The organism is Gemmatimonadota bacterium (genome assembly GCA_009692115.1).
Taxonomy (GTDB): Bacteria; Gemmatimonadota; Gemmatimonadetes; order Gemmatimonadales; family GWC2-71-9; genus SHZU01.
Genome location: SHZU01000010.1, coordinates 70,773 through 91,049 on the forward strand (window position 1 = coordinate 70,773; position 20,277 = coordinate 91,049).

General features: G+C 65.0%; 21 protein-coding genes. 4 read left to right on the forward strand and 17 right to left on the reverse strand.

Translation table 11 applies throughout. The features are described 5' to 3' along the window. Positions 1 to 13 precede the first annotated feature (13 nt). The 7 genes from EXR94_12130 to EXR94_12160 form a co-directional block, all read right to left on the reverse strand. Positions 14 to 1,321, reverse strand: a complete 1,308-nt coding sequence (locus tag EXR94_12130) for a 2-oxo acid dehydrogenase subunit E2 (protein MSR03466.1) — start codon at positions 1,319 to 1,321, stop codon at positions 14 to 16. Between the two features lie 9 nt (positions 1,322 to 1,330). Further along, entirely contained in the window at positions 1,331 to 2,308 is a 978-nt protein-coding gene (locus tag EXR94_12135) for an alpha-ketoacid dehydrogenase subunit beta (GenBank protein ID MSR03467.1), read from the reverse strand. 1 nt (position 2,309) lies between these two features. Then, on the reverse strand, positions 2,310 to 3,329 hold the full coding sequence (locus tag EXR94_12140) for a thiamine pyrophosphate-dependent dehydrogenase E1 component subunit alpha (GenBank protein MSR03468.1): 1,020 nt from the start codon (positions 3,327 to 3,329) through the stop codon (positions 2,310 to 2,312). 6 nt (positions 3,330 to 3,335) lie between these two features. Further along, a complete protein-coding gene (locus EXR94_12145) occupies positions 3,336 to 3,626 on the reverse strand; it encodes a hypothetical protein (GenBank protein MSR03469.1) in 291 nt (96 codons plus the stop codon). Positions 3,627 to 3,637: 11 nt separating this feature from the next. Then, positions 3,638 to 4,969, reverse strand: coding sequence for an inositol-3-phosphate synthase (locus EXR94_12150; GenBank protein MSR03470.1), 1,332 nt, complete (start codon positions 4,967 to 4,969; stop codon positions 3,638 to 3,640). 17 nt (positions 4,970 to 4,986) lie between these two features. Next, positions 4,987 to 5,619, reverse strand: a complete 633-nt coding sequence (locus EXR94_12155; GenBank protein ID MSR03471.1) for a CDP-alcohol phosphatidyltransferase family protein — start codon at positions 5,617 to 5,619, stop codon at positions 4,987 to 4,989. Between the two features lie 108 nt (positions 5,620 to 5,727). After that, positions 5,728 to 6,939 carry a DUF1343 domain-containing protein gene (locus tag EXR94_12160; GenBank protein MSR03472.1) on the reverse strand — a complete coding sequence of 404 codons (1,212 nt, stop codon included), beginning with the start codon at positions 6,937 to 6,939 and terminating at the stop codon, positions 5,728 to 5,730. On the opposite strand from EXR94_12160, the gene EXR94_12165 reads away from it, so the two are divergent. The 4 genes from EXR94_12165 (at position 6,928) to EXR94_12180 (ending at position 11,257) form a co-directional block, all read left to right on the forward strand. Continuing rightward, on the forward strand, positions 6,928 to 8,667 hold the full coding sequence (locus EXR94_12165; GenBank protein ID MSR03473.1) for a hypothetical protein: 1,740 nt from the start codon (positions 6,928 to 6,930) through the stop codon (positions 8,665 to 8,667). The two genes, EXR94_12160 and EXR94_12165, sit on opposite strands and share 12 nt — an antisense overlap. Beyond that, on the forward strand, positions 8,648 to 9,826 hold the full coding sequence (locus EXR94_12170) for a class A beta-lactamase-related serine hydrolase (protein MSR03474.1): 1,179 nt from the start codon (positions 8,648 to 8,650) through the stop codon (positions 9,824 to 9,826). The genes EXR94_12165 and EXR94_12170 overlap by 20 nt, the downstream gene beginning before the upstream one ends. A gap of 140 nt (positions 9,827 to 9,966) precedes the next feature. Beyond that, positions 9,967 to 10,251 (forward strand): iron-sulfur cluster assembly accessory protein, encoded by a 285-nt coding sequence (locus EXR94_12175; GenBank protein MSR03475.1) that lies wholly within the window; start codon positions 9,967 to 9,969, stop codon positions 10,249 to 10,251. Between the two features lie 100 nt (positions 10,252 to 10,351). Next, a complete protein-coding gene (locus tag EXR94_12180; protein ID MSR03476.1) occupies positions 10,352 to 11,257 on the forward strand; it encodes an ATPase in 906 nt (301 codons plus the stop codon). Here the strand turns inward: EXR94_12180 and EXR94_12185 are convergent. From EXR94_12185 to EXR94_12230, 10 genes are all read right to left on the reverse strand, one after another. Then, complete coding sequence (locus tag EXR94_12185; protein ID MSR03477.1) at positions 11,224 to 11,655, reverse strand: hypothetical protein; 432 nt, start codon at positions 11,653 to 11,655, stop codon at positions 11,224 to 11,226. The genes EXR94_12180 and EXR94_12185 overlap by 34 nt on opposite strands. Positions 11,656 to 11,719: 64 nt before the next feature. Then, on the reverse strand, positions 11,720 to 13,222 hold the full coding sequence (locus EXR94_12190) for an amino acid permease (GenBank protein MSR03478.1): 1,503 nt from the start codon (positions 13,220 to 13,222) through the stop codon (positions 11,720 to 11,722). 11 nt (positions 13,223 to 13,233) lie between these two features. Continuing rightward, entirely contained in the window at positions 13,234 to 13,782 is a 549-nt protein-coding gene (locus EXR94_12195; GenBank protein ID MSR03479.1) for an energy transducer TonB, read from the reverse strand. 330 nt (positions 13,783 to 14,112) lie between these two features. After that, a complete protein-coding gene (locus EXR94_12200; GenBank protein ID MSR03480.1) occupies positions 14,113 to 14,517 on the reverse strand; it encodes a biopolymer transporter ExbD in 405 nt (134 codons plus the stop codon). 11 nt (positions 14,518 to 14,528) lie between these two features. Continuing rightward, positions 14,529 to 14,996: a biopolymer transporter ExbD gene (locus EXR94_12205; GenBank protein ID MSR03481.1), complete on the reverse strand. Its 468-nt coding sequence runs from the start codon at positions 14,994 to 14,996 to the stop codon at positions 14,529 to 14,531. Further along, entirely contained in the window at positions 14,980 to 15,726 is a 747-nt protein-coding gene (locus tag EXR94_12210; protein MSR03482.1) for a flagellar motor protein MotA, read from the reverse strand. The genes EXR94_12205 and EXR94_12210 overlap by 17 nt, the downstream gene beginning before the upstream one ends. Before the next feature lie 61 nt (positions 15,727 to 15,787). Further along, the gene (locus tag EXR94_12215; GenBank protein ID MSR03483.1) at positions 15,788 to 16,489 is read right to left on the reverse strand and encodes a TonB family protein; all 702 of its coding nucleotides are present in this window, start codon (positions 16,487 to 16,489) and stop codon (positions 15,788 to 15,790) included. Positions 16,490 to 16,590: 101 nt separating this feature from the next. Then, entirely contained in the window at positions 16,591 to 18,036 is a 1,446-nt protein-coding gene (locus tag EXR94_12220; GenBank protein MSR03484.1) for a HAMP domain-containing protein, read from the reverse strand. A 3-nt stretch (positions 18,037 to 18,039) separates the two neighbouring features. Further along, on the reverse strand, positions 18,040 to 18,708 hold the full coding sequence (locus tag EXR94_12225; GenBank protein ID MSR03485.1) for a response regulator transcription factor: 669 nt from the start codon (positions 18,706 to 18,708) through the stop codon (positions 18,040 to 18,042). Continuing rightward, positions 18,705 to 20,234, reverse strand: coding sequence for a PAS domain S-box protein (locus EXR94_12230; GenBank protein ID MSR03486.1), 1,530 nt, complete (start codon positions 20,232 to 20,234; stop codon positions 18,705 to 18,707). The genes EXR94_12225 and EXR94_12230 overlap by 4 nt, the downstream gene beginning before the upstream one ends. Positions 20,235 to 20,277: the final 43 nt, after the last annotated feature.

Here is a 20,277-nt window from a genome sequence, read left to right on the forward strand (position 1 = left end):
CGGCTCCAAATCCTCAGGCGTTGTCAGGGAATTCGTGGAGAGCTTTCTTGACGTCGGCCAAGAACCGATCGGCCGTTGCCCCGTCCACCACCCGATGGTCGAACGACATCGCCAAAATGCCCTTGGTTCGGATCGCAATCGAGTCGGTCCCATCGGCCGCGGTGATCACCGCCGGCTGCTTCTCGATGGCCCCGACGGCGAGAATAGCCGATTGCGGCTGGTTGATGATCGGCAAGCCGACGATCGTCCCAAACCCGCCAGGGTTGGTGATCGTGAAGGTGCCCTTTTGGACCTCATCGGGCGACAGCTTCTTGGCCCGGGCCCGGTCGGCGAGGTCGCCAATCGAATGCGCCAGACCGAACAGGTTGAGCTCGTCCGCGCGCCGAACCACCGGCACGATCAGCCCCCAATCCAGTGCCACGGCAATGCCGAGGTTCACCTCGCGGCGAAGGACCGTGGCCTCGCCCATGACGGCCGAATTGACGACGGGGTGCTTCCGCAGGCATTCCACCACGGCCTTGGCGATGAAGGCCAGGAACGTCAGATTGACGCCCCGCTCGGTGAACTCGGCCTTTCGCTGGGCGCGGATTTTGGCAATCCGGGTGTAATCGATTTCAATCAAACTGCTGACATGAGGCGAGACCCGTCGCGACATGATCATGTGGTCGGCGGTCAACTTTCGAATCCGTGACCATGGTTCGACCTGGTCGCCTTCCCACGGCTCGACGACCGGGCCCGGAATGACGTGGATCCCGGCCGGGAGGCCCGCACGCGGAGCGATCGGAGCGGCCGGCGCCTGGTCGAGGTAACTCAACACGTCGTTCTTGGTGACCCGGCCCGCCAATCCACTTCCAGCGATCGCGGTGAGATCCAGGCCGTGTTCCGCCACCATTTTTCGGACGACCGGCGTGGACTTCCGACGGAGGCGCTCCTCCATCGTTTCTGCCCCGCCGGCGGGCGCCGGGGTCGGCGCCGGCACGGGGGCCGGTTTCTGGGCAGCCAGTGGCGCGGCTGCCGGCTTCGGGGCTTGGGGCGCGGCGGTCGGGCTGGTGGAGGCGGCCACGGGCACGACCGCTCCGGCCTCGGTCTCGATCCTGGCAACCAAGGTCTGGATCGGAACCGTCTGGCCCTCGTTCACCAGAATCTCAACGAGAATCCCCGCGTTCGAGGCCGGAATTTCGGCATCGACTTTGTCGGTCGAAATCTCAAACATCGGTTCGTCCCGCTTGACGGGATCGCCGAGCTTCTTGAGCCACTTCGAAAGCGTGCCCTCGGTGATGGATTCGCCCATTTGGGGCATTAACACATCGATACGTGCCATTGCGGTCTCCTAGTACCCCACCATCCAGCGTGCGGCCTTGACGATGTCGTCGGTTTGGGGCAGCACAAAATCTTCGAGCGTCGGGGCGTAGGGCAGCGGCACATCGTGCGCGCACACCCGACGAACCGGCGCATCCAACCATTCGAAACACTGCTCATTGATCCGAGCCGATAGCTCGCCAGCCATCCCGCCGGTCCGGGTGTCTTCATGGACAATCAAAACCCGGTTCGTCTTTTTGACACTCGCCATGATCGCGGCGTCGTCGATCGGCAGCAAGGTTCGGAGATCGATCACCTCCACCGACACCCCTTCGTTGCTCAGCTGATCCGCCGCTTCGAGTGCCTTGTGCACCATGGCCGAATAGGTCACAACGGTCAGGTGCTTCCCCTCCCGCGCCACGCGGGCCTTGCCGATGGGCGTCAGAATCTCCTCACCCGCCGGAAGATCCTCCTTAATCCGGCGGTAAAGATACTTGTGCTCGAAGTAGAGCACCGGATCATCGTCCCGAATAGCCGCTTTGATCAGCCCCTTGGCGTCCCGCACGGTGGCGGGCGCGACGATCTTCAGGCCGGGGGTGTGCAGGTAGGCTGCTTCCGGATTCTGGGAGTGGAACGGGCCCCCGCGAACATAGCCACCCGACGGGCCGCGGATCACCATCGGCGTCTGGAGATCCGCCCGATACCGCGCGGTCGCAACGTAATTGGTCAGGATGGAATAGGCGCACGACATGAAGTCGATGAACTGCATTTCGCAGACCGGCCGAAGCCCCATGTGCGCTGCACCAGCCGCCGCGCCGACAATCGCGGTTTCGGAAATCGGGGCATCCACGACCCGGTCCGCTCCAAACCGCTCCTGGAGCCCCTCGGTCACCTTGAACGCTCCCCCAAAAAAGCCGATGTCCTGTCCAATCAAGAAGACCCGCTCGTCACGGTCCATCTCTTCGCGGAGGCCGTCACGAATCGCCTCGAGATAGGTTACCAGCGCCATCTCAGAGCCTCCGGTACCATTCGAGCGGGACGGCCGGTTCCGACGCCAAGACGCCGATCAGCGCCGAGGCCGGCTCCGGGAGCGGTTCGTCTTCGCAGAGCATCACCGCGCTGTCAATTTCGGCGGTCACCCGTTGATCGAGGGCGGTAAGATCGGCGGTCGACGCCCACCCCTGTTCGGTCAGCCGGCGCAGGTACCGATCGATCGGATCGCGGGCCTCCCAGGCCTCGATCTCTTCCTTCGGGACATAGGATTGATTGTCATGCTCGGCGTGGCCTTTGCGCCGCCAGGTGATCAACTCCACCAACGTGACGCCGCCGCCCGCCCGAGCGCGGTCGACCGCCCGACGGGTCGTTTCGTACACCGCCAGGATGTCGTTCCCATCAGCCTGTTCGCCAGCCACCCCGTAGCCGGCCGCCTTCTCGACCAGAAACTGAACCGCCGTTTGCTTCCGCATTGGCGTCGAGTAGGCATACCCGTTGTTTTCGCAGATGATGACCAAGGGCAGCCGCTGCACGGCGGCGAAATTGATTCCTTCGTGAAAGGCACCGGTGCTCATGGCGCCGTCGCCGACGTAGACCATGCCGACCCGGGGTTGCCGCCGCATCTTGAACGACATCGTGACGCCGCACATGACCGGCACCATGTCGCCCAGGTGGGAGGTCTGGCCCAAGAATCCGCGGTCGAGGTCGTTGAAGTGAATATTCAACTCGCGGCCGCGAGTCGGGCTTTCGGCCTTAGCCATGTATTGGCGGAGGACTTCAAGCGGTGTCGCACCCTGCACCAGCATCGAGCCCAAGTTGCGGATCAGCGGCGATAGGATGTCGCCCTTGGACCGATCGAGGGCAAAGGCACTCCCCACGGAATCGGCTTCTTGACCCAGCGAACGAAAGAGGCCGCCGACGACCTTAGTTTGCCGGTAGAGCGCCGCCAATTTTTCTTCGAGCGATCGGGTCAGCCGCATCCAGTAGTAGAGTTCATGGAGCGCTGCCCGGGTCAGGCCGGCCGGAATCTCGGCCATCAGGATCTAATACGCTCCGCGAACCACGTGACGATCATCCGCCATCGTGTGAACCACCGAGAGAAACCGCTTGGCGAACTTGTCTAGTTCACTCTCGCCCGGCTGGTTGGTGTCGACGGTTACCAAGGTATAGTGACCGCCCTCGGCCTGGACGGTGACGCCGACCTGCCCGATGGCGCTGGAGAACCTCCGGGCGCGGGCGCCTTCCTCGATCGGGCTCATCCGGGCCCCAAAGTAGGACGCGGCCGACGCCATGGCCTGGTCCGGCGACACCGAGGTCCGATGAAAGTATTTCATGGCGGCCCCGCTCAGTCCTTGCCGTAGTCGTAGTATTCGACGCCGAGGTGGGTAATCTGGTCCTCACCCATCAGGAACCGCAGGGTGTTCTTGAGCTTGGTCTGCTGAATGAACAGGTCGTGCTCCGGATACAGGCCGGGCGCCACCTGCGGGCTCTTGAAGTAGAACGAAAGCCATTCCTGGACTCCGCTCATCTGCGCTCGCTGCGCCAAATCAAAGAACAGCGCCAAATCGAGAACCAGGGGCGCCGCGAGAATCGAGTCTCGGCAGAGGAAATCGACTTTGATCTGCATCGGATAGCCAAGCCATCCGAAGATGTCGATGTTGTCCCAGCCTTCTTTGTTGTCGCCCCGGGGAGGATAGTAGTTGATCCGGACCTTGTGGTAGAGCTTGCCGTAGAGATGCGGGTACATCTCCGGCTGCAGGATGTGTTCGAGCACGCCGAGCTTGGATTCTTCTTTGGTCTTGAAGCTCTCCGGATCGTCGAGAACCTCGCCGTCGCGGTTGCCGAGGATGTTGGTCGAATACCAGCCGGCCACGCCAAGCATCCGGGCCTTGAACATCGGGGCGAGCACGGTCTTGAGCATGGTCTGGCCGGTCTTGAAGTCCTTGCCGCCGATGGCCACGTTCCGCTTCGTTGCCAGTTCTTCAATTGCCGGGAAATCGCAGGTCAGGTTCGGAGCGCCGTTGGCGAACGGCACGCCCTCCATCATGGCCGCGTAGGCGTAGAGCATGGACGGGGCGATGGTCGGATCGTTGGCATCGATGGCCTTCTCGAACGCGTCGACCGACCGATGCTGCGGCCCGGGGACGATGAAGATCTCGGTCGAGGCGCACCACACCATCACCAGCCGGGCCACCCCGTGCTTGGCCTTGAAGTCCTGGATGTCCTTCCGCAGCGCATCGGCTTGCTGCCGCTTGGTGCCGGGTTTGACGTTGGTGCCCTGCAATCGCTTCACGTAGTGCTGATCGAACGCGGCCGGCATCGGCTTGATGGTCTTCAGAAAGTCCGCAATCGGCTCGACATGTTCGTGCTTGTCGAGCACGCCGCAGTGGAGACACGACTGATAGCAATCGTCCGGCACCGGGTCCCAGGCCCCGAACACCAAGTCATCCAGCCGGGCGAGTGGAACGAAGTCCTTGATCAGCGGCGCCCGCTTGTCGGTCCGCTTGCCGAGACGAATCGTCGCGAGCTGGGTCAGGGCGCCGGTCGGCTGGGCCCGGCCCCGCCGGACATTCTCGACCCCGGCAATGAACGTCGACGCGACGGCGCCGAGACCGACGACGAGCACGCCGAGTTTGCCTTCGGCCGGAGCAATCGGGCGGGGAGTTGTCTGTGCCACAGGTGTCCTTTCATGGGTTACTTCGGGCCCGGAGTTCCCTCCGTGACCTGGTATACGTAGACGAAACGCTGCACCACGGTGATAGTCGACAGAATCGCGAGCACCACGGTCAATCCCTGCAGGACGATCCCGTTCGGCCCGGCCCCGACGATGAGGGACGGCACCCCGATCATGATCATCCGTTCCGCCCGCTGGACGATCCCGACCTTGCAATCGAGGCCCAGCCCCTCCGCTCGGGCCCGGGCATACGACACCAGCAACGAGCTCAGGATCGCGATCATGCAGACGACCGCCGTCTCGATCCGGAGTGCCACGCCGGGCGCCTTCAGCAGATAGGCGGCGATCCCGATGAAGGTCGCCCCATCACCGACGCGGTCGAGCGTGGAGTCGTAGAAGGCACCGAACTTCGAGACCAACCCGCCTCGGCGCGCGACTTGGCCGTCGAACGTGTCGACGACGCCCGACGCAAGGAGCAGGGCCCCGCCGGTCCGAATCCAGCCAAACCCAAACGCCACCGCCGAGACGGCCACCAGCAATGCGCCAAGGGTGGTCAACGTGTTCGGTCGGACTTGGCGCTTGAGGAGCCAGGTGACCACCGGTTCCGTCAAGCCCATGTAGGCTCGTTCGAGGGACTTGGTGACCAGTTTCACGAGCCTCCGTCTACCCCGTCCACCACCGTAAGGCCCAATGGCTACAACGACTTACCAGCCCGAAAGATTAACCGCCCGACCATCGGATCGCAATTCGGCGCCCCGAGCCTACCGGTACAACAGGAACGGCCTCACCCGGTGACCGAACCGTTCCAGTTCGGCCTGCCAGCTCGCCAGGATGGCCCCCACCGGACGCTTGGCCTCCAGGTTGGCTCGAAGTGCGGCAGTGCCGGCCAGCCGGTCGAACGATTTGGGCAGGAAGCCGATCTGGTCGGGGTGGACCGCGATCACCGCTTCGAGGACGACGAGAGCCGTCCGAATCGGGTCGTAGGTTCGGTGGTCGGTCATGATAAACCGGATGCCCGCGACCAACCGGCCGGGGTGTTTCCCATCGCCGGGGTTCACAGGAGTGAAGGTCGTCGGCTCGAACCGAACTCCCTTGAGCTTGGCCCGCCGAACCAGGGTCAGGACCCGGGTGGTGTCGAGCCACGGGGCGCCGATTTGGCGGAAGCCAGCATCGGTGCCGCGCCCGACCGACAAGGCGGTTCCTTCAAAGAGACAGGTGCCCGGATAGTGAAACAGACTCTCGAGGGATTGGAGATTCGGACTGGGCGCGAGGAATGGGAGGCCGGTGGCCGTGGCATCGGCGTTCCTCCGCCAGCCACCAGCCGGGACGACGGTCAGCCTGGTGCCGATCCCGAGATCGGCGTTGGCGAGCCGGGCCTGTTCGCCGAGGGTCATCCCATGGCGGATCGGGACTTCGAGACTCCCAACGAACGAGCGCAAGGCGGGGTCGAGCACCGGCCCCTGCACCGTCCCTCCAATCGGGTTCGGCCGATCGAGGACCACGACCGGCTTGCCCGCGGCCGCCGCCGCCCGCATGACCTCAATCGTGGTGGAGATGTAGGTGTAGTGGCGGGCCCCCACGTCAGGCAGGTCGATCACGATCAGGTCGACCCCCTGGAGCATTTCGGCCGTGGGCGAGGAGGTTTTTCCGTAGAGGCTATAGATTGGTAAGCCGGTGGCCGAATCGACCGAGAACGCCACGGATTCCCCGGGATCGGCGGTCCCCTGGAATCCGTGCTCCGGACTGAACAACGCGACGAGCGTGACACCCGCTTGCCGAAGGCGTTCGACCGCGTGGATGCCGGCCCGATCGACGCCCGCGTGATTGGTCACGAGCCCGATCCGGCGTCCGGCCACGACGTGCAGACTGTCGGTCAGCAAGACATCCAGACCCGGCCGAACCGGCGGGCGTCCCCTCTGGGGCCCCCCGACCAGCCCCAGCACAAGGACCGCGACATTCCAGTGACCCGTCATCTCCGTCGTCTCACGTTAGGCGTTGCCGGGCTGTTGGCGGTCGCCGAGGTCCTCGCCGCGCAGATTACGCCGTCCGCTTCGGCGCGGGCCCGGATCAAGCGAATGCCGCTCAAGGACCAAGTTGCCCAGCTGGTCATGCCCTGGCTGCTTGGCAACTACGTCGGCTTCGATGCCCCGGGCCTGGCCCAGGCCCGGGGCTGGATCGACTCGCTCCACGTCGGGGGCATCATCATCTCCATCGGGTCTCCGGTCGACGTGGCGGCCAAGCTCAACTTCCTCCAGCACCGTTCCCGGCTGCCGCTCCTGATTGCGGCCGATCTCGAAAGCGGGGCCGCCTACCGGTTTTTCGGGGCCACGGCCTTCCCCACCAATATGGGGATAGGAGCAACCGGGCGGGAGGAGGACGCCTATCAACTGGGGCGGATTACCGGGCTCGAAGGCCGGGCCTTGGGCGTCCATCTCAACTTCGCGCCGGTTGCCGACATCAACAACAACCCGGCCAACCCGATCATCAACACCCGCTCGTTCGGGAGCGACCCCGCGGCCGTTGCCCGATTGGTGGCTGCGGCCATCCGGGGGACCAAATCGACCGGGATGCTCGCAACCGCAAAGCACTTTCCCGGTCACGGGGATACGGACACCGATTCTCACATTGCGCTCAGTTCCGTCCGAGGCGACTGGCGTCACCTCAACTCGGTCGAACTGGTGCCCTTTCGGGCCGCCGTTCGCGCCGGCGTCGACGCCATCATGTCCGCGCACTTGGCCCTCCCGGGGTTTGACGCGGACTCGACCCGCCCCGCGACGCTCTCGCCCGCGGTCCTCACCGGGGTGCTCCGGGATTCACTCGGATTCAAGGGCCTCGTCGTCACCGACGCGCTGGATATGGGCGCTCTCGTGACCCGGTACGGCGGCGGCGAAGCGGCGGTCCTGGCCTTCGAGGCCGGCACCGACTTGCTCCTGATGCCGGCGAACCCGCGCGAGGCCCTCGAGGCCATCACCGCCGCGGTCACCTCGGGGCGGATCCCGCGGGCCCGGCTGGCCCATTCCGTCCTCAAGATCCTGACCCTGAAAGAGCGGCTCGGGCTCTTCAAGCGGCGGACGGTGTCCCTCGATCGGATCGGCCGGGTGGTGGCCCAGCGGGCTTTCATGGACACAGCGCGTTCGATTACGTCCCGATCATTGGTGTTGGTGCGGGACAGCGGCGGGGTGGTTGCCAAGGTTCGACGCGGCGTGAGCGAGCTGGCCATCGTCACCTATGGCGACCCCGACTGGACGACTGCCCTCCCGCGGCGGCTGACCCGGCGGGCAGCCCGGACGGTGAGCTTTCGGCTCTACCCGACCAGCGGGCCCGCCAGCTATGACTCCGCCCGCGGGGTGCTGACCGGGGCGGAAACCGCCCTGTTCTCGGTGGCGGTGCGGGTGGCCTCGGGCACCGGAACGATCGCGATGCCCGCGGCGTTAGGCGACTTGATCGAGACCACCGCCCGAGTGCAACCCACGATTCTGGTGTCGTTCGGGTCGCCCTACCTGCTGGGGCAGGCGCCGAGCCCCGCGGCCTATCTCCTGGCCTGGACGGCCAACGCCGCCACCGAGGAGGCCGTCGCGAACGCGCTGTCGGGCGCCGCGATCACCGGCCGCCTCCCCATCGAGCTCCCGCCCCGATACCGGATCGGCGACGGCCTCATCCTGCCCGCCACGACTCGGTTCGATGCCAACCCGGTTCGCTAGATCGATCGGGGTGGCGGCGGCGCTGTTCCTCGCCGCCTGTCGGAGCCAATTGACGCCGGTGCCGAGTTGCGGCCCCGTTCCCTGCCGATTCGAGGCCCTCGCCCGAGCCGTCGACTCGGCGGTGCAGCATGGCGCGGCCCCGGGGGCGGTGGTAGCCGTCTCGGTCCGGGGCCAGCGATTTCTCCACGCTACCGGACAGATCGGTTTCGAGGAATCCGCCCCGGTCACCCGACGGACGGTGTATGATCTGGCCTCGCTCACCAAGGTCATCGCCCTGACCACCCTCACGATGATGGCCGTCGACCAGGGGCTCTTCCGTCTCGACGACTCCGTCAGCCGCTATCTGCCCGCCTTTGGCGGAGGCACCAAATCCGGCGTCACCATCCGCCACCTCCTGACCCATTCCAGCGGTTTGCCGGCTCACCGCCCGTTGTGGCGGGACGCCGCCGACCCAGCGGCCGCTATGGCCTTGGTCCTCGACACGCCGCTCGATACGGTGCCCGGGGCTCGCATGGTGTACTCCGACCTCGGGGCGATCGTCCTGACCCAGATCGTCGAACGAGCCTTCGGACAACCGATCGACCGGTTGTTCGCATCCAAAGTGGCCACGCCCCTCCGGATGACGTCGAGCCGGTTCACGCCGCCTGGCCGCTGGGTCAAGCGAATCGCCCCGACTGAGCGCGATCCGTGGCGCGGGCGGTTGATCCGCGGCGAGGTCCACGACGAAAACGCCGCGTTCCTCGGCGGCCGTTCCGGGCACGCCGGTTTGTTCAGCACCGCGGACGATCTGATTGGGTTCGGTGAGTGGCTGCTCGGCCAACGGGCCGGCCGGGGCTCCACCATCCGAACCGCGCCCCGGCTCCGCGAAGCGGTCGTGCTCGAGTTCACCAAGCGACAGGATGTGGTGGCCGGCTCGAGCCGCGCACTCGGATGGGACACGCCGGCGCCCGGCAACAGCGCAGGTACGCGGGTGTCGGCCGAGGGCTTTGGGCACACGGGGTTTACCGGAACGTCAATTTGGCTGGACCCGAGCCGAGACTTGGTGATCGTGTTGCTGACCAACCGGGTCAACCCGACGCGCGACAACACCCGGTTGACGCCGCTCCGTCCCCTGGTGGCCAATCTGGCCGTCGAGAGCATTGAGAACGGGGCGCGTTGACAGGGGGGAGGCGATTTCCTACCTTGCTAGTTGGAATTGTCACGCACCAGGAGGTACTCGTGAGCACCACCGAACGAACTCAGTTGGATGGCGTCACCATTCACCTGACAACTAAGGCCGCCGAAGAGGTCCTCAAATTCATGGAGGCCGAAAAGGTCACGGTCGAGCAGGGCGGGCTCCGCGTCAGCGTGATGCCCGGCGGATGTTCGGGTTTCAAGTACAGTCTGAACGTCGAGGAAGCGCCGGCGGAGGATGACCTGATTTACGACGCCGAGGGGATCAAGCTGTTTGTCGACGGCTTCAGCCTTCCCTATTTGAACGGCGTCAAGATCGACTACGTCTCGTCGATGCAGGGGTCTGGCTTCACGTTCGGAAACCCGAACGCCACCGGCGGCTGCGGCTGCGGCACGAGTTTCAACGCCTAGTCCCGGCCGGTCCACGGGTCGGTGACGGGGGGCCTTTGCCGGCTCCCCGTTTTTTTCTCCGTGCCGCTCCGATCCCCCGGCCACTTTTCGGGAACTCACGATGATCGTGATCACCGCCGATGTCGGCGGCACCAAGACCAGCGTCGCGATAACGAACGGCGATGAGCGCCTGAGCCAGGTCATCGGCCCAGGCGCGGCCGTCCGCCCGGGACGGGCCCTCGCCTCCGCCACGATCGTCGCCGGCCTGATGCGGAGCGCGCTCGCGCAGACGAAGCTCCTCCAGGCCGATGCGGTCGTGATCGGGGCCGCCGGCGCCGGCCGGGCAACCGACGCGGAGGAAATGCGAATCGCCGTGGCCCGCGAGCGGATCGCCGACCGGGTCGTGGTGGTGAGCGACGTGGCCCTGGCGTTGGAGGCGTTAGGTCTCGACGTGGCGGTCGTCCTGGTGGCGGGCACCGGGAGCGTGGCCATGGGCCGGGCTCCGGGCGGCACGCCGGTCCGCCAGGGCGGCTACGGATGGCAAATGGGCGATGAAGGGGGCGGCTACTGGATCGGTCAGCAGGCCCTCAGGGCCGCGGGCTTGGCCCATGATGGACGAGGGCCCGCCACGACCCTCTTGACCGCCCTGATGCAAGCCACCGGGGTCGGGGCCCTCCGAGACTTGGTCGGTTGGTCGACCATCGCGAGCGCTCGAGAAGTAGCCAACTTGTCCCGGGGGGTTGTCAGTGCCGCGGCCTCGGGCGACGCCGTGGCGGCCGGGATCCTGGACCAAGCAGCCGCCGCACTAGCCCAACTCGTCAACCAACTGGCCGAGCAGTTCGGGTCAGCCTCGGCGGTTCCGGTCGGATTCACCGGCGGGCTGGTGGGTCCGGACGGCCCGCTGCAACACCGGGTAACCGGCTTGATTGACGCGCCATTCGTTCCGCGGGCAGCGCCGCTCGACCCCCTCCTCGGCGGCCCCCGGCTGGCCCGTCAGGACGGCGAACGGAATCCGATCCGGTTGTGACTCCCGTCGCAGAACGGCGCCGTCCCGGTGGCGCCGCAGCGGCACAGGGCGCAGCTTTCCTTGGCGACCACCTCGCCATTTTCCTTGATCAGCCCGACGGCACCCCGAACCAGCAAGGGCCCGTTTGGCCGGACGGTGATTTCGGTGACCGTGAGCGGCGGGGCCGGCGGCGGAGTCCGAGCCTCACCGGCCCGAACCGCCTGGAGCGCGCCTGAGGGGCATTTGGCTACCACCGCCGTCACCTCGTCGGCGGACGCCGCTTCGGGGCGAATCCACCGTTTTTCCGAGACATCGAACACCGCCGGCAAGGCTCTCAGGCAGATGGCCGAATGGATACACACGTTGGGATCGAAGCTGACCAACACCCCGTCACCCTCGTACACTTGCAGCCGTTTCATGTGACCGAACCGTTCTCTCGGATGACTGGCACCGGGTTCAACCGATCAGCCGGCGCCCGTCGAATCACGACGCGCCGTCCAGTTCCTCAACCTCGACCCGCTTCCCGGTTCGGACGACGCTGTGCCGGTATCCGTACATGAAGTAGAGCGCCAAGCCGATGATGAGCCAGACGCCGAACATCTGCCAGGCCCGGACTGGAAGGCCTTGCATGACGAACAAACACGCCCCCGCACCGCCCAACGTCACGACCCACACGAAGGGGACCCGGAAGAGCCGTTCCCGATTCGGTTCTCTGATCCGAAGCACGAGCACTCCGACACACACCAGGGCAAACGCCGCGAGCGTGCCGATGTTGGTCAAGTCATAAATGGTGTTTTCCTCGGCGATGAGCGCCCCCACGGCCACCAAGACGCCGGTGACGATCGTGGTGACGTGCGGCGTCCGGTACTTGGGATGGAGTTTCGCAGCCCACTTGGGCATCAGGCCATCGCGCGCCATGGCGAAGAAAATTCGCGGCTGGCCGTATTGGAACACCAACAGCACCGCCGTCATCGAGACCACGGCTCCGAGCGACACAATCCAACTGGCGGTCTTCAAGCCGGCCAACTCGAGGGCGTGGGCCAGCGGGTCGGCCGACCGGAGCTGGAGATAGGGCACCAAGCCCGTGGCAACGGCGCCGACCACCATGTAGATCAGGGTACAGACCGCGAGTCCAATCAAGATGCCGCGGGGCAGGTTCCGCTGCGGGTCCTTGGTTTCCTCCGCGGCCGTCGAGATGGCATCGAACCCGATGTAGGCAAAGAAGACGATGGCCGCGCCCTGATGAATGCCGCGGAATCCGTTGGGGGCAAACGGGACATAGTTGGCCGGGTCGATATGGATGGTCCCGACGATCACGAACAACGCCAGGACCGCCAACTTGATGACGACCATGATCGTATTGGCGCGGGTGCTCTCTTTGACGCCGATGCACAGCAACGCGGTCACCAGGCCGACGATCACGAAGGCGGGCACGTTGAGGAGAATCGGCATCCCGAAGAGCTGGGGCGCCGTGTCCATGAGTGAATGGAGGGCTGGGTCAGCCGACATCTTGACCTGGAAGTACCCGTGTGAGAGCCAACCGGGTAATGCGATCCCAAAGGCGCTCAGCAGGGAACCGAAGTATCCGCTCCAGGCCACGGCCACGGCCACGTTCCCGATGGCGTATTCGAGAATCAGATCCCAACCGATGATCCACGCCAGAAACTCACCCATCGTGGCGTAGGTGTAGGCGTAGGCTGAACCCGAGGTCGGGATCATCGAGGCCAACTCGGCGTAGCAGAGCGCCGCCAATCCGCAGACCACGCCGAGGAGCAAGAATGAAATGATCAAGGCAGGCCCGGCGCCGGCCCGAATGATGGTCCCGTCGGCCGCCACCTCCCCGGCTGCGGCCGTGCCCAACGAGGCGAAGATACCGGCACCGATGACGGCCCCGATGGCCAACATGACGAGGTCCCCGACACCGAGAATCCGCTTCATGCCGCGGTCCCGCTCGACGGTAATTGGCTTCCGGGCGAATATCGACATTGGGATCCGAACTAGAAGGTCAACTCAACCGTGATGGTTCCGGCGATCGGAAGCCCGTCGGGCCCCCGGGCCGGTCTGAATCGGTAGTTCCGCATGACGTCTTCGAGCTTTTTGGCGAACCCGCGATCGGCCGGTTTGGGGGAAAGTCGGATCTCCTCGACTCGCCCCTCGGGACCGACCCAGAAGGTAACTGCAATCGTAACGCCCCGTAACGCCTTGGGAATGTCGGCGGGGGGCAGGATCAGTTGCCGGGGCTCGGGCGGCCTGGCTTTCCCACCTTCCCCACTTCCAGGCCCCTTCCCCGCCCCAACTTCCGATCCATCGCCGGAGCCCTTGCCTGACCCCGTCCCGGGGCCCGTGCCGGGCCCCGCGCCGGTGCCGGCTCCGGTCCCGGTGCCCGACACGGGGCCCGCATCGGGGCGAGGCGGCACGGTGTCCGGCACCGGACTTGGAGATGGGCTTTCGATCGACGGGACGACCGGCGGGACCACTACTGGAGGCGGAGGCGGTACCACGACCGGGGGCACCGGGAGTCTGGCCAGGGCCGGCAAGGCCACCATCCGAACTGAGCCCCCACCCCCGCCACCGCCGCCAACCCGACGGCCAGGCGCACCCTCGCTCGGTTCGTAATCGAGGTGCCGCAAGGGGGCGACTCGGATCAGCAGTGCCAGGAACCCGAGATGAACAAGGAGAGCAAGCGCCGGGTTCCATCCGGAGCGCCGAGGCTTCGGAAGGCCAAGTCCGATCGGCGCGGGGCGGATCGGGCGGGGGTCGCTGGTCGGGCTAGCCATCGCCCAGGGAGACGTCCGAGCGGGGGACAAAGATTCGGCCGGGGGAAACAACAAGGGCGGGCTTCCGCCCGCCCTCACGATTCCCGACGCCGGCCGGGCTCACCCCTTCGGCGTAAACCCGATGACTTGAACTCCCGCGCCTCGAACGATGTCGGACGCCTTGATCCAGTCCTGATAGGTCCGGCTGGCCATTGCCTTGATGAAAATCAGCTTGGCCGGCCGGTTGTCGTAGATGGCGTGAATCTGAGTATCGAGTTGGCCGGGTGGCACCGGCTGGCCGTTGATCTCATAGTTGCCATCCTCCAGAATATTCAGCACGATCTGGGACGACGGCCCGTCCGATGGGGCCGTTTCGAGCGGCGGCACTTGGACGTCGATCGCCATCCGCGACAGCGGCTGCGAAATCATGAAGATGATCAAGAGCACCAACATGATGTCGATCATCGGAATGACGTTCGGTTCCGAGCTCACCCCACCGTGACCGCCTCCAACTGACATTCCCATGGCAGTGCTCCTTACTTCTTCTTGGTTTTGTCGACGGCCCCGAAGAGACCACCGGTTTGTTCGATTTCCGTGATGGCGGCCATGACGCGGACGCCGGCCCGCCGGGCAATCTCGACCGCATCCTGGACCTTGTCGAACTTGAGGTCATTGTGGGCCCGGAAGTACAAAATCTTATCTTCCGAGCGCGCCGCATAAATGGCCTTGAGCTGGTCTGGCAAGACGTCGGGCGGAATCAGAGCGCCGTTCAGGAAATACTGCCCCCCCTGGTCGATGCCCAACACAACCTCTCCCTCACCCTCGGGCCGGGAGTCCAGGTTGACGCCTTGCGGCATCGTGGCCTGGAACCCGTTCGAGATCAAGGGCGTCACGATCATGAAGATGATCAACAACACCAGCATGATGTCGATCATCGGAATGACGTTGGGCTCCGAACTGACCGAGCTCTGACCCGCCAGCTGGTTATTAGCTGATGTGGCCACTGCCGCTCACCGCCTTCTGGGCCTGGAACTCCTTGGTGAAGATGGAACGGCCAAACTCGCTGCCGACGCTCTTGATGAGGTAGTCGATCAGTTCCTGCGAGCTGTAGGTCATCTCGACCGTGAGGTTTTCGATCTTGGTGGTGAAGTAGTTGTAGAACCACACCGCGGGGATCGCGACGAGCAGCCCGAGCGCCGTGGTGATCAGGGCCTCGGAAATACCTCCGGCAATACCCGCCAAGCCGCCCGAGGCGCCGCCGGCCGACATGGCGTTAAAGGCGGTGACGATACCCATGGTGGTGCCGAGCAGGCCGACAAAGGGGCCGGTCGATCCGACCGTCGCCAAGATGCCGGTCCCGCGCTTGAAGTCTGCCAGGGTGATCAGCATCTGCCGCTCCACGGCGCGCTCGGCCGAATTGATGTCGGCCGCGGTGATAGTGGCCCGGTCGCGGAGGAGGGGCTTGACCTCGGCTAACGCGCCGCCCAACACCTTGGCGATGTGGCTGGCCTGATTCTTTTCAGCGAGAGCGATGGCCTGGTCGAGCTGCTCTTCCTGAATGGCTCGCGAGAACTGGGGGGCGAATTTCCTGGTGGCGGCGGTGCTCTTGTTGATCTTGATCGACTTGCCGATCGCGATGGTCAGCGAGTAGAACGACATGCCCAACAACAGCCACACGATGAAACGGGCGAAGGTGTTCGCGTGCTCATAGAGAATCAGAATATCAATGCCCATCTTGCGACTCCTTACTCGTGAGGTTTAGCTGCACAGTGATTGAGGCGATCCCGTATCGCCGTCAGGACCCAATCGTGAACGACACCCGCTGCTGCACTAGCTGACGGACCGGCGATCCCCTGATCTTGGCCGGCTTGAAGGTCGAGGCCATGATGGCTTCCCGAGCCGGTTCTTCGAACGCCTTGTTCGTGCTCCGGAGGATCCGGAACGACTCCCGCTCGGCTCTTCCCTCGATGCCAACCACATACTGTACGTCGACGCTGCCGGCAATACCGGCCTGCTGGAGCACCGGCGGATACCGCGGCTTCTGGAAGTTGATCGGCGAGACCGGATCATCCACTTCAGCTTCCAGGAACGTCTCCGTCGTGGACACCGGACCGGTGCCGCCGACGATGCCGGCCGCCACACCGCCCTCGACGCCCTTACCACTGAAGTCCTTGGCGTCGAACCGCTCGTTCAGATTGACCGGCGGAATGTCCTTCGGGATTTCCGTCGGCGGCATCACCGTCTGGAAGCCCATCGGCGGCGGATTCTGGGTGACGATCGCGTCCGGAGGCGGCGGCGTCGGCGGGGGGGGCGGTGGTTCCGGCGGCTTCAGGAACACCATTGTGGTGTCCTGGAGGATTGCCTTGAGCGTTTCCGCTGCGCCCGAGGTGGCCTGCAGCGCGCCATAAATCACCACGACGTGTAGCACCGCCGAGGTAATCGTCTGGCCAAGGGTTCGCTGCTTCTGGGGCTTTGACTCAATCAGGTTTTCGAACATCCAGACGCCTCCGATTAAGGAGTCAACGATTATGCATCACAATCAAGCAGGGCCGAGTTGCACTCGGCTGACCGCCAGATGACAAAACGATGACAGAACGATTAGTCAGCGGGTGACACAACGGACGACGGCAACCTTGGCAAAGATACGGTAAATACGGTCCCCTTGCCAGGGCGGCTTTGGACCGCAATCGAACCACCATGGGCCTCGGCAATCCACTTGGTAATCGCGAGACCCAACCCAGTGCCGGCCCGCTCATCGTCGCGGGTGCGGGCCGGGTCGGCGCGCCAGAACCGATCGAACACGTGCGCCAGATCGCCGGCGGCGATCCCGATGCCGGTATCGCTGACCACCAACTGCACGGCGGAGCCCAGATCGGCGAGCTCGACGCCGATTTCCCCGCCCTCCTGGGTGTACTTGACCGCGTTGGTGACCAGATTGAGGATGAGCTGGCGAACCCGGGTCTTATCAACGGCCAGGATCACGGGCACCTCGGGGATCGCGGTTCGAATACTCAGGCTCTTGGCCTCGCCGAGTATCTGGGCGGTCTCCCCCGCTTCGCTGACAACGTCCCGGAGATCGAGTTCGGCGACGGCCAGCGGCGCCCGGCCTTCATCGGCCCGCGCGAGCATCAGCAGACTGTCGACCAGTTCGGACATCCGGTTGATTTCTTCGAGCGACTCATCGAGCGGCTGAAGGCTCTCGGAGGGCACTTTCGGGTTGGTGAGGGCCCGTTCAACCCCCACCCGGAGCACCATCAGCGGCGTTTTGAGTTCGTGGCTGGCCTCGGCGACGAACCGTTGCTGCGCGGCGAAGCTTTGTTCCAAGCGGGCGAACATCCCGTTGGCCGCGTGTGACATCCGGGTGAGTTCATCGGTACTCCCCGGATCGACCGGAAGCCGGCGGTGGAGGCTTCGCCCGTCGGTGATCGCGGTCAACTCGTCGATGGTCGATTCGAGCGGCTTGAGACTGGTCCTGGCCAACCAGGACCCGGTCAAGATCGAAATCAGCAGCAGAAACGGAGCGATCAGCAACATCGATCGGGCCAGGGCCGCCGGCCCAAACAACACCTCGTCCACCCCGGCGCCGACCAGCATCGACCGGAGCGACGGATCGGCGCCGGTGACCTCCACGATGTAGTACCGGATGGCTGGGCGGCCCGGAATCACCGTGGCGGTCCCGAACTTCGGCCGCTGGCCCGGGGCATCGGCCAGATCTCGGAGCTGATTGACGGCCCGGGAGTCGAGGCCACCCGTTGGGTCGATCGAGAGAATCGTGCTGCCGTCGTGGTCGACCAGCACCAGGTAGTGGCGGAACCGCTGGAAGAACGGCTGGACGCTTTCCATGACCGGAGGCAGCCGGCCCATCGTCCGGGTGAGGTCCCGCATGAACTGCAAGGTGAGGTCGGCCTCGACCTCGAGCCGGCTGTCGAGCTCGGTGAGGTTGGCCTGGCGGCGATCGAGGTAGAGCACGGTACCGAAAATGGCGACCGTCAGCGACAACGCGACGATGTATCCGATCGTGAGCCGCTGGCGGATGGATCGCATCGATCAGGCCTTGACCACGTACCCGATGCCGCGAACGGTATGGAGGGTTTTTCGGTCGTGCTCGGCGTCAAGTTTCTTGCGGAGCCGATTGATCACCACATCCACGATGTTGGTGCCGGGATCGAAGTGGTAGTCCCAGGCGTACTCGGTGATCAGGGTCCGAGACATCACTCGGCCGGGATGGCGCATCAAATACTCCAAGACCGTGTATTCCTTCGGGGTCAGGTCGAGCAGCTTTCCGCTCCGGCGGACCTCCCGGGTCGCCGTGTCGAGTTCCAGTTCGCCGACCACCAGGCGGGTCGAGCGGATCTGAGGAGGGCGGCGAGCGATCGCCTCGACCCGGGCCAGCAGCTCCTCGAAGGCGAAGGGCTTGGTCACATAGTCGTCGGCTCCGGCCCGGAGCGCCTGGACCTTGTGGTCGACGGCATCTTGGGCGGTCAGCACTAGAATTGGGGTCGTGACACCCCGATCCCTGAGGGTGCGGAGCACTTCGTACCCGGTCATGCCCGGCAACCGCAGGTCCAGAATCACGAGGTCATAATGGCCCCCTGACGCTAGGCGAAGGGCCTCAAGGCCGTCATCGACGAGATCGGCGTGGTACCCCTGCTCTTCCATTCCGCGTTTGACGTACTGGCCGACGATCCGATCGTCCTCCACGACCAAGAGCTTCACGAGCTGCCTCCGGCGTCAGTCGGGAGAACCACGGTGAACAGGCTTCCGAGCCCAAACGCACTCTCGACATCGATCCGGCCCCGGTGATCCTGAATGATGCCGTAGGCGATCGACAGCCCCAATCCCGTCCCCTGTCCGGGCGGCTTCGTGGTGTAGAACGGCTCGAAGATCTTGGCCACTTCGGCGGCGGGAATGCCGAGCCCGGTGTCCCGGACCTCGATCAAGGCTTCCGCGTCGGCCGCCGCCGGCCGAGTGGTGAGGGTGAGGGTGCCGCCGTTGACCATGGCATCGACGGCATTGAGCAGCAACGCCATCAGGACCTGGATCAACTGCTCGTCATTGGCCTGCACGGTGAGATCGCCGGGGTGGAGCTCAGTTGTGACGGTCAGGCGCTTGAATCGCTTGTGATGTTTGAGGAGGAACAGCGTCCGTTCGACCACGTCATTGATGCGGACCGAGTTCTTGGGCCGAGTCGAGGAATGGCGGCTGAACTCGAGGAGCCCGTCCACGATCTTGCTGCAGCGCTGGACCTCTTTGTCGATGATGTCGAGGAACTCTTTGACGCTGGCGTCGGCGTGGCTGCTGAGCCGGGCGTCAACGGCGGCCGCGCACGCCGCGATGGTCGCCAGGGGATTGTTGATCTCATGCATGACCCCCGCCGCGAGTTGGCCGACCGCGGCGAGTTTTTCCTGCCGGAGGATCTGGTGCTGGACGTTTCTGGCCTCGGTCACGTCCTCGCCGATGGTAATGACATGAGTGACGTCAGCCCCTTCGAGCCGCATCGGCACCCGCGACGTCAGATAGACTCGCCGCCCCCCCCCCTGCCCCACGACGATTTCCGCCTGGCGACTCTGGCCGGTTTCGAAGACCTGATCGAACTCTTCCTTGAGCTGGTCGGCCGGTTGTCGGGTCAACACCTGGAAGACCGAACGGCCGACCACGTCATCCCGCGGGACGCCCTGGGTGCCGGTTTCTCGTTCCCGATTCCAGAATTGAATCCGGTACGATCGGTCGACCACATAGAGGCCGACCGGGAGGCTGTCGATCACCAAGCCGGTAAAGCGCCGCTGCTCAGAGATCTCGCGAGACCGACTGGCCACCTCGAGGGCCAGATCTTCGGCCAAGGTCATCGAGTCGAGGAAGGGGGCCAGCAGGTCCTGGAGGACGTCGACCACTGCGACCAGCACGTCCGGCTGGCCCGGGTCCCGCTCGATTTCGAGCACCCCGAGCCGTGAGCCGGCGTGAATCAGCGGAACCCGTAACGTGTCAGGAGGCGCCGGCGGGAGCTCGTCGAGGGTCGGGGCGAACGCCAGCCGGGGGGGGCTCGCAATCCCCGCGCACCGATTGGCACTGGCCTCGCGGTGCCAGAGGCAGACAGAGCGGAATTGGTGGCCCTGTTGGATTGCCCCGGCAGCCGACGCCAGCGTATCGTCTGGCGGAAGGCCGCTGTTGATGATCCGGGCCACCCGGCCCAGCAGGTCCAAGGCGGTACCGCCAAGCGAGGTCTGCACGCGAGAGGGACTCACGGCCTTAAATTAACCCCACGGCCCCGATCCGGCCCGACCGATT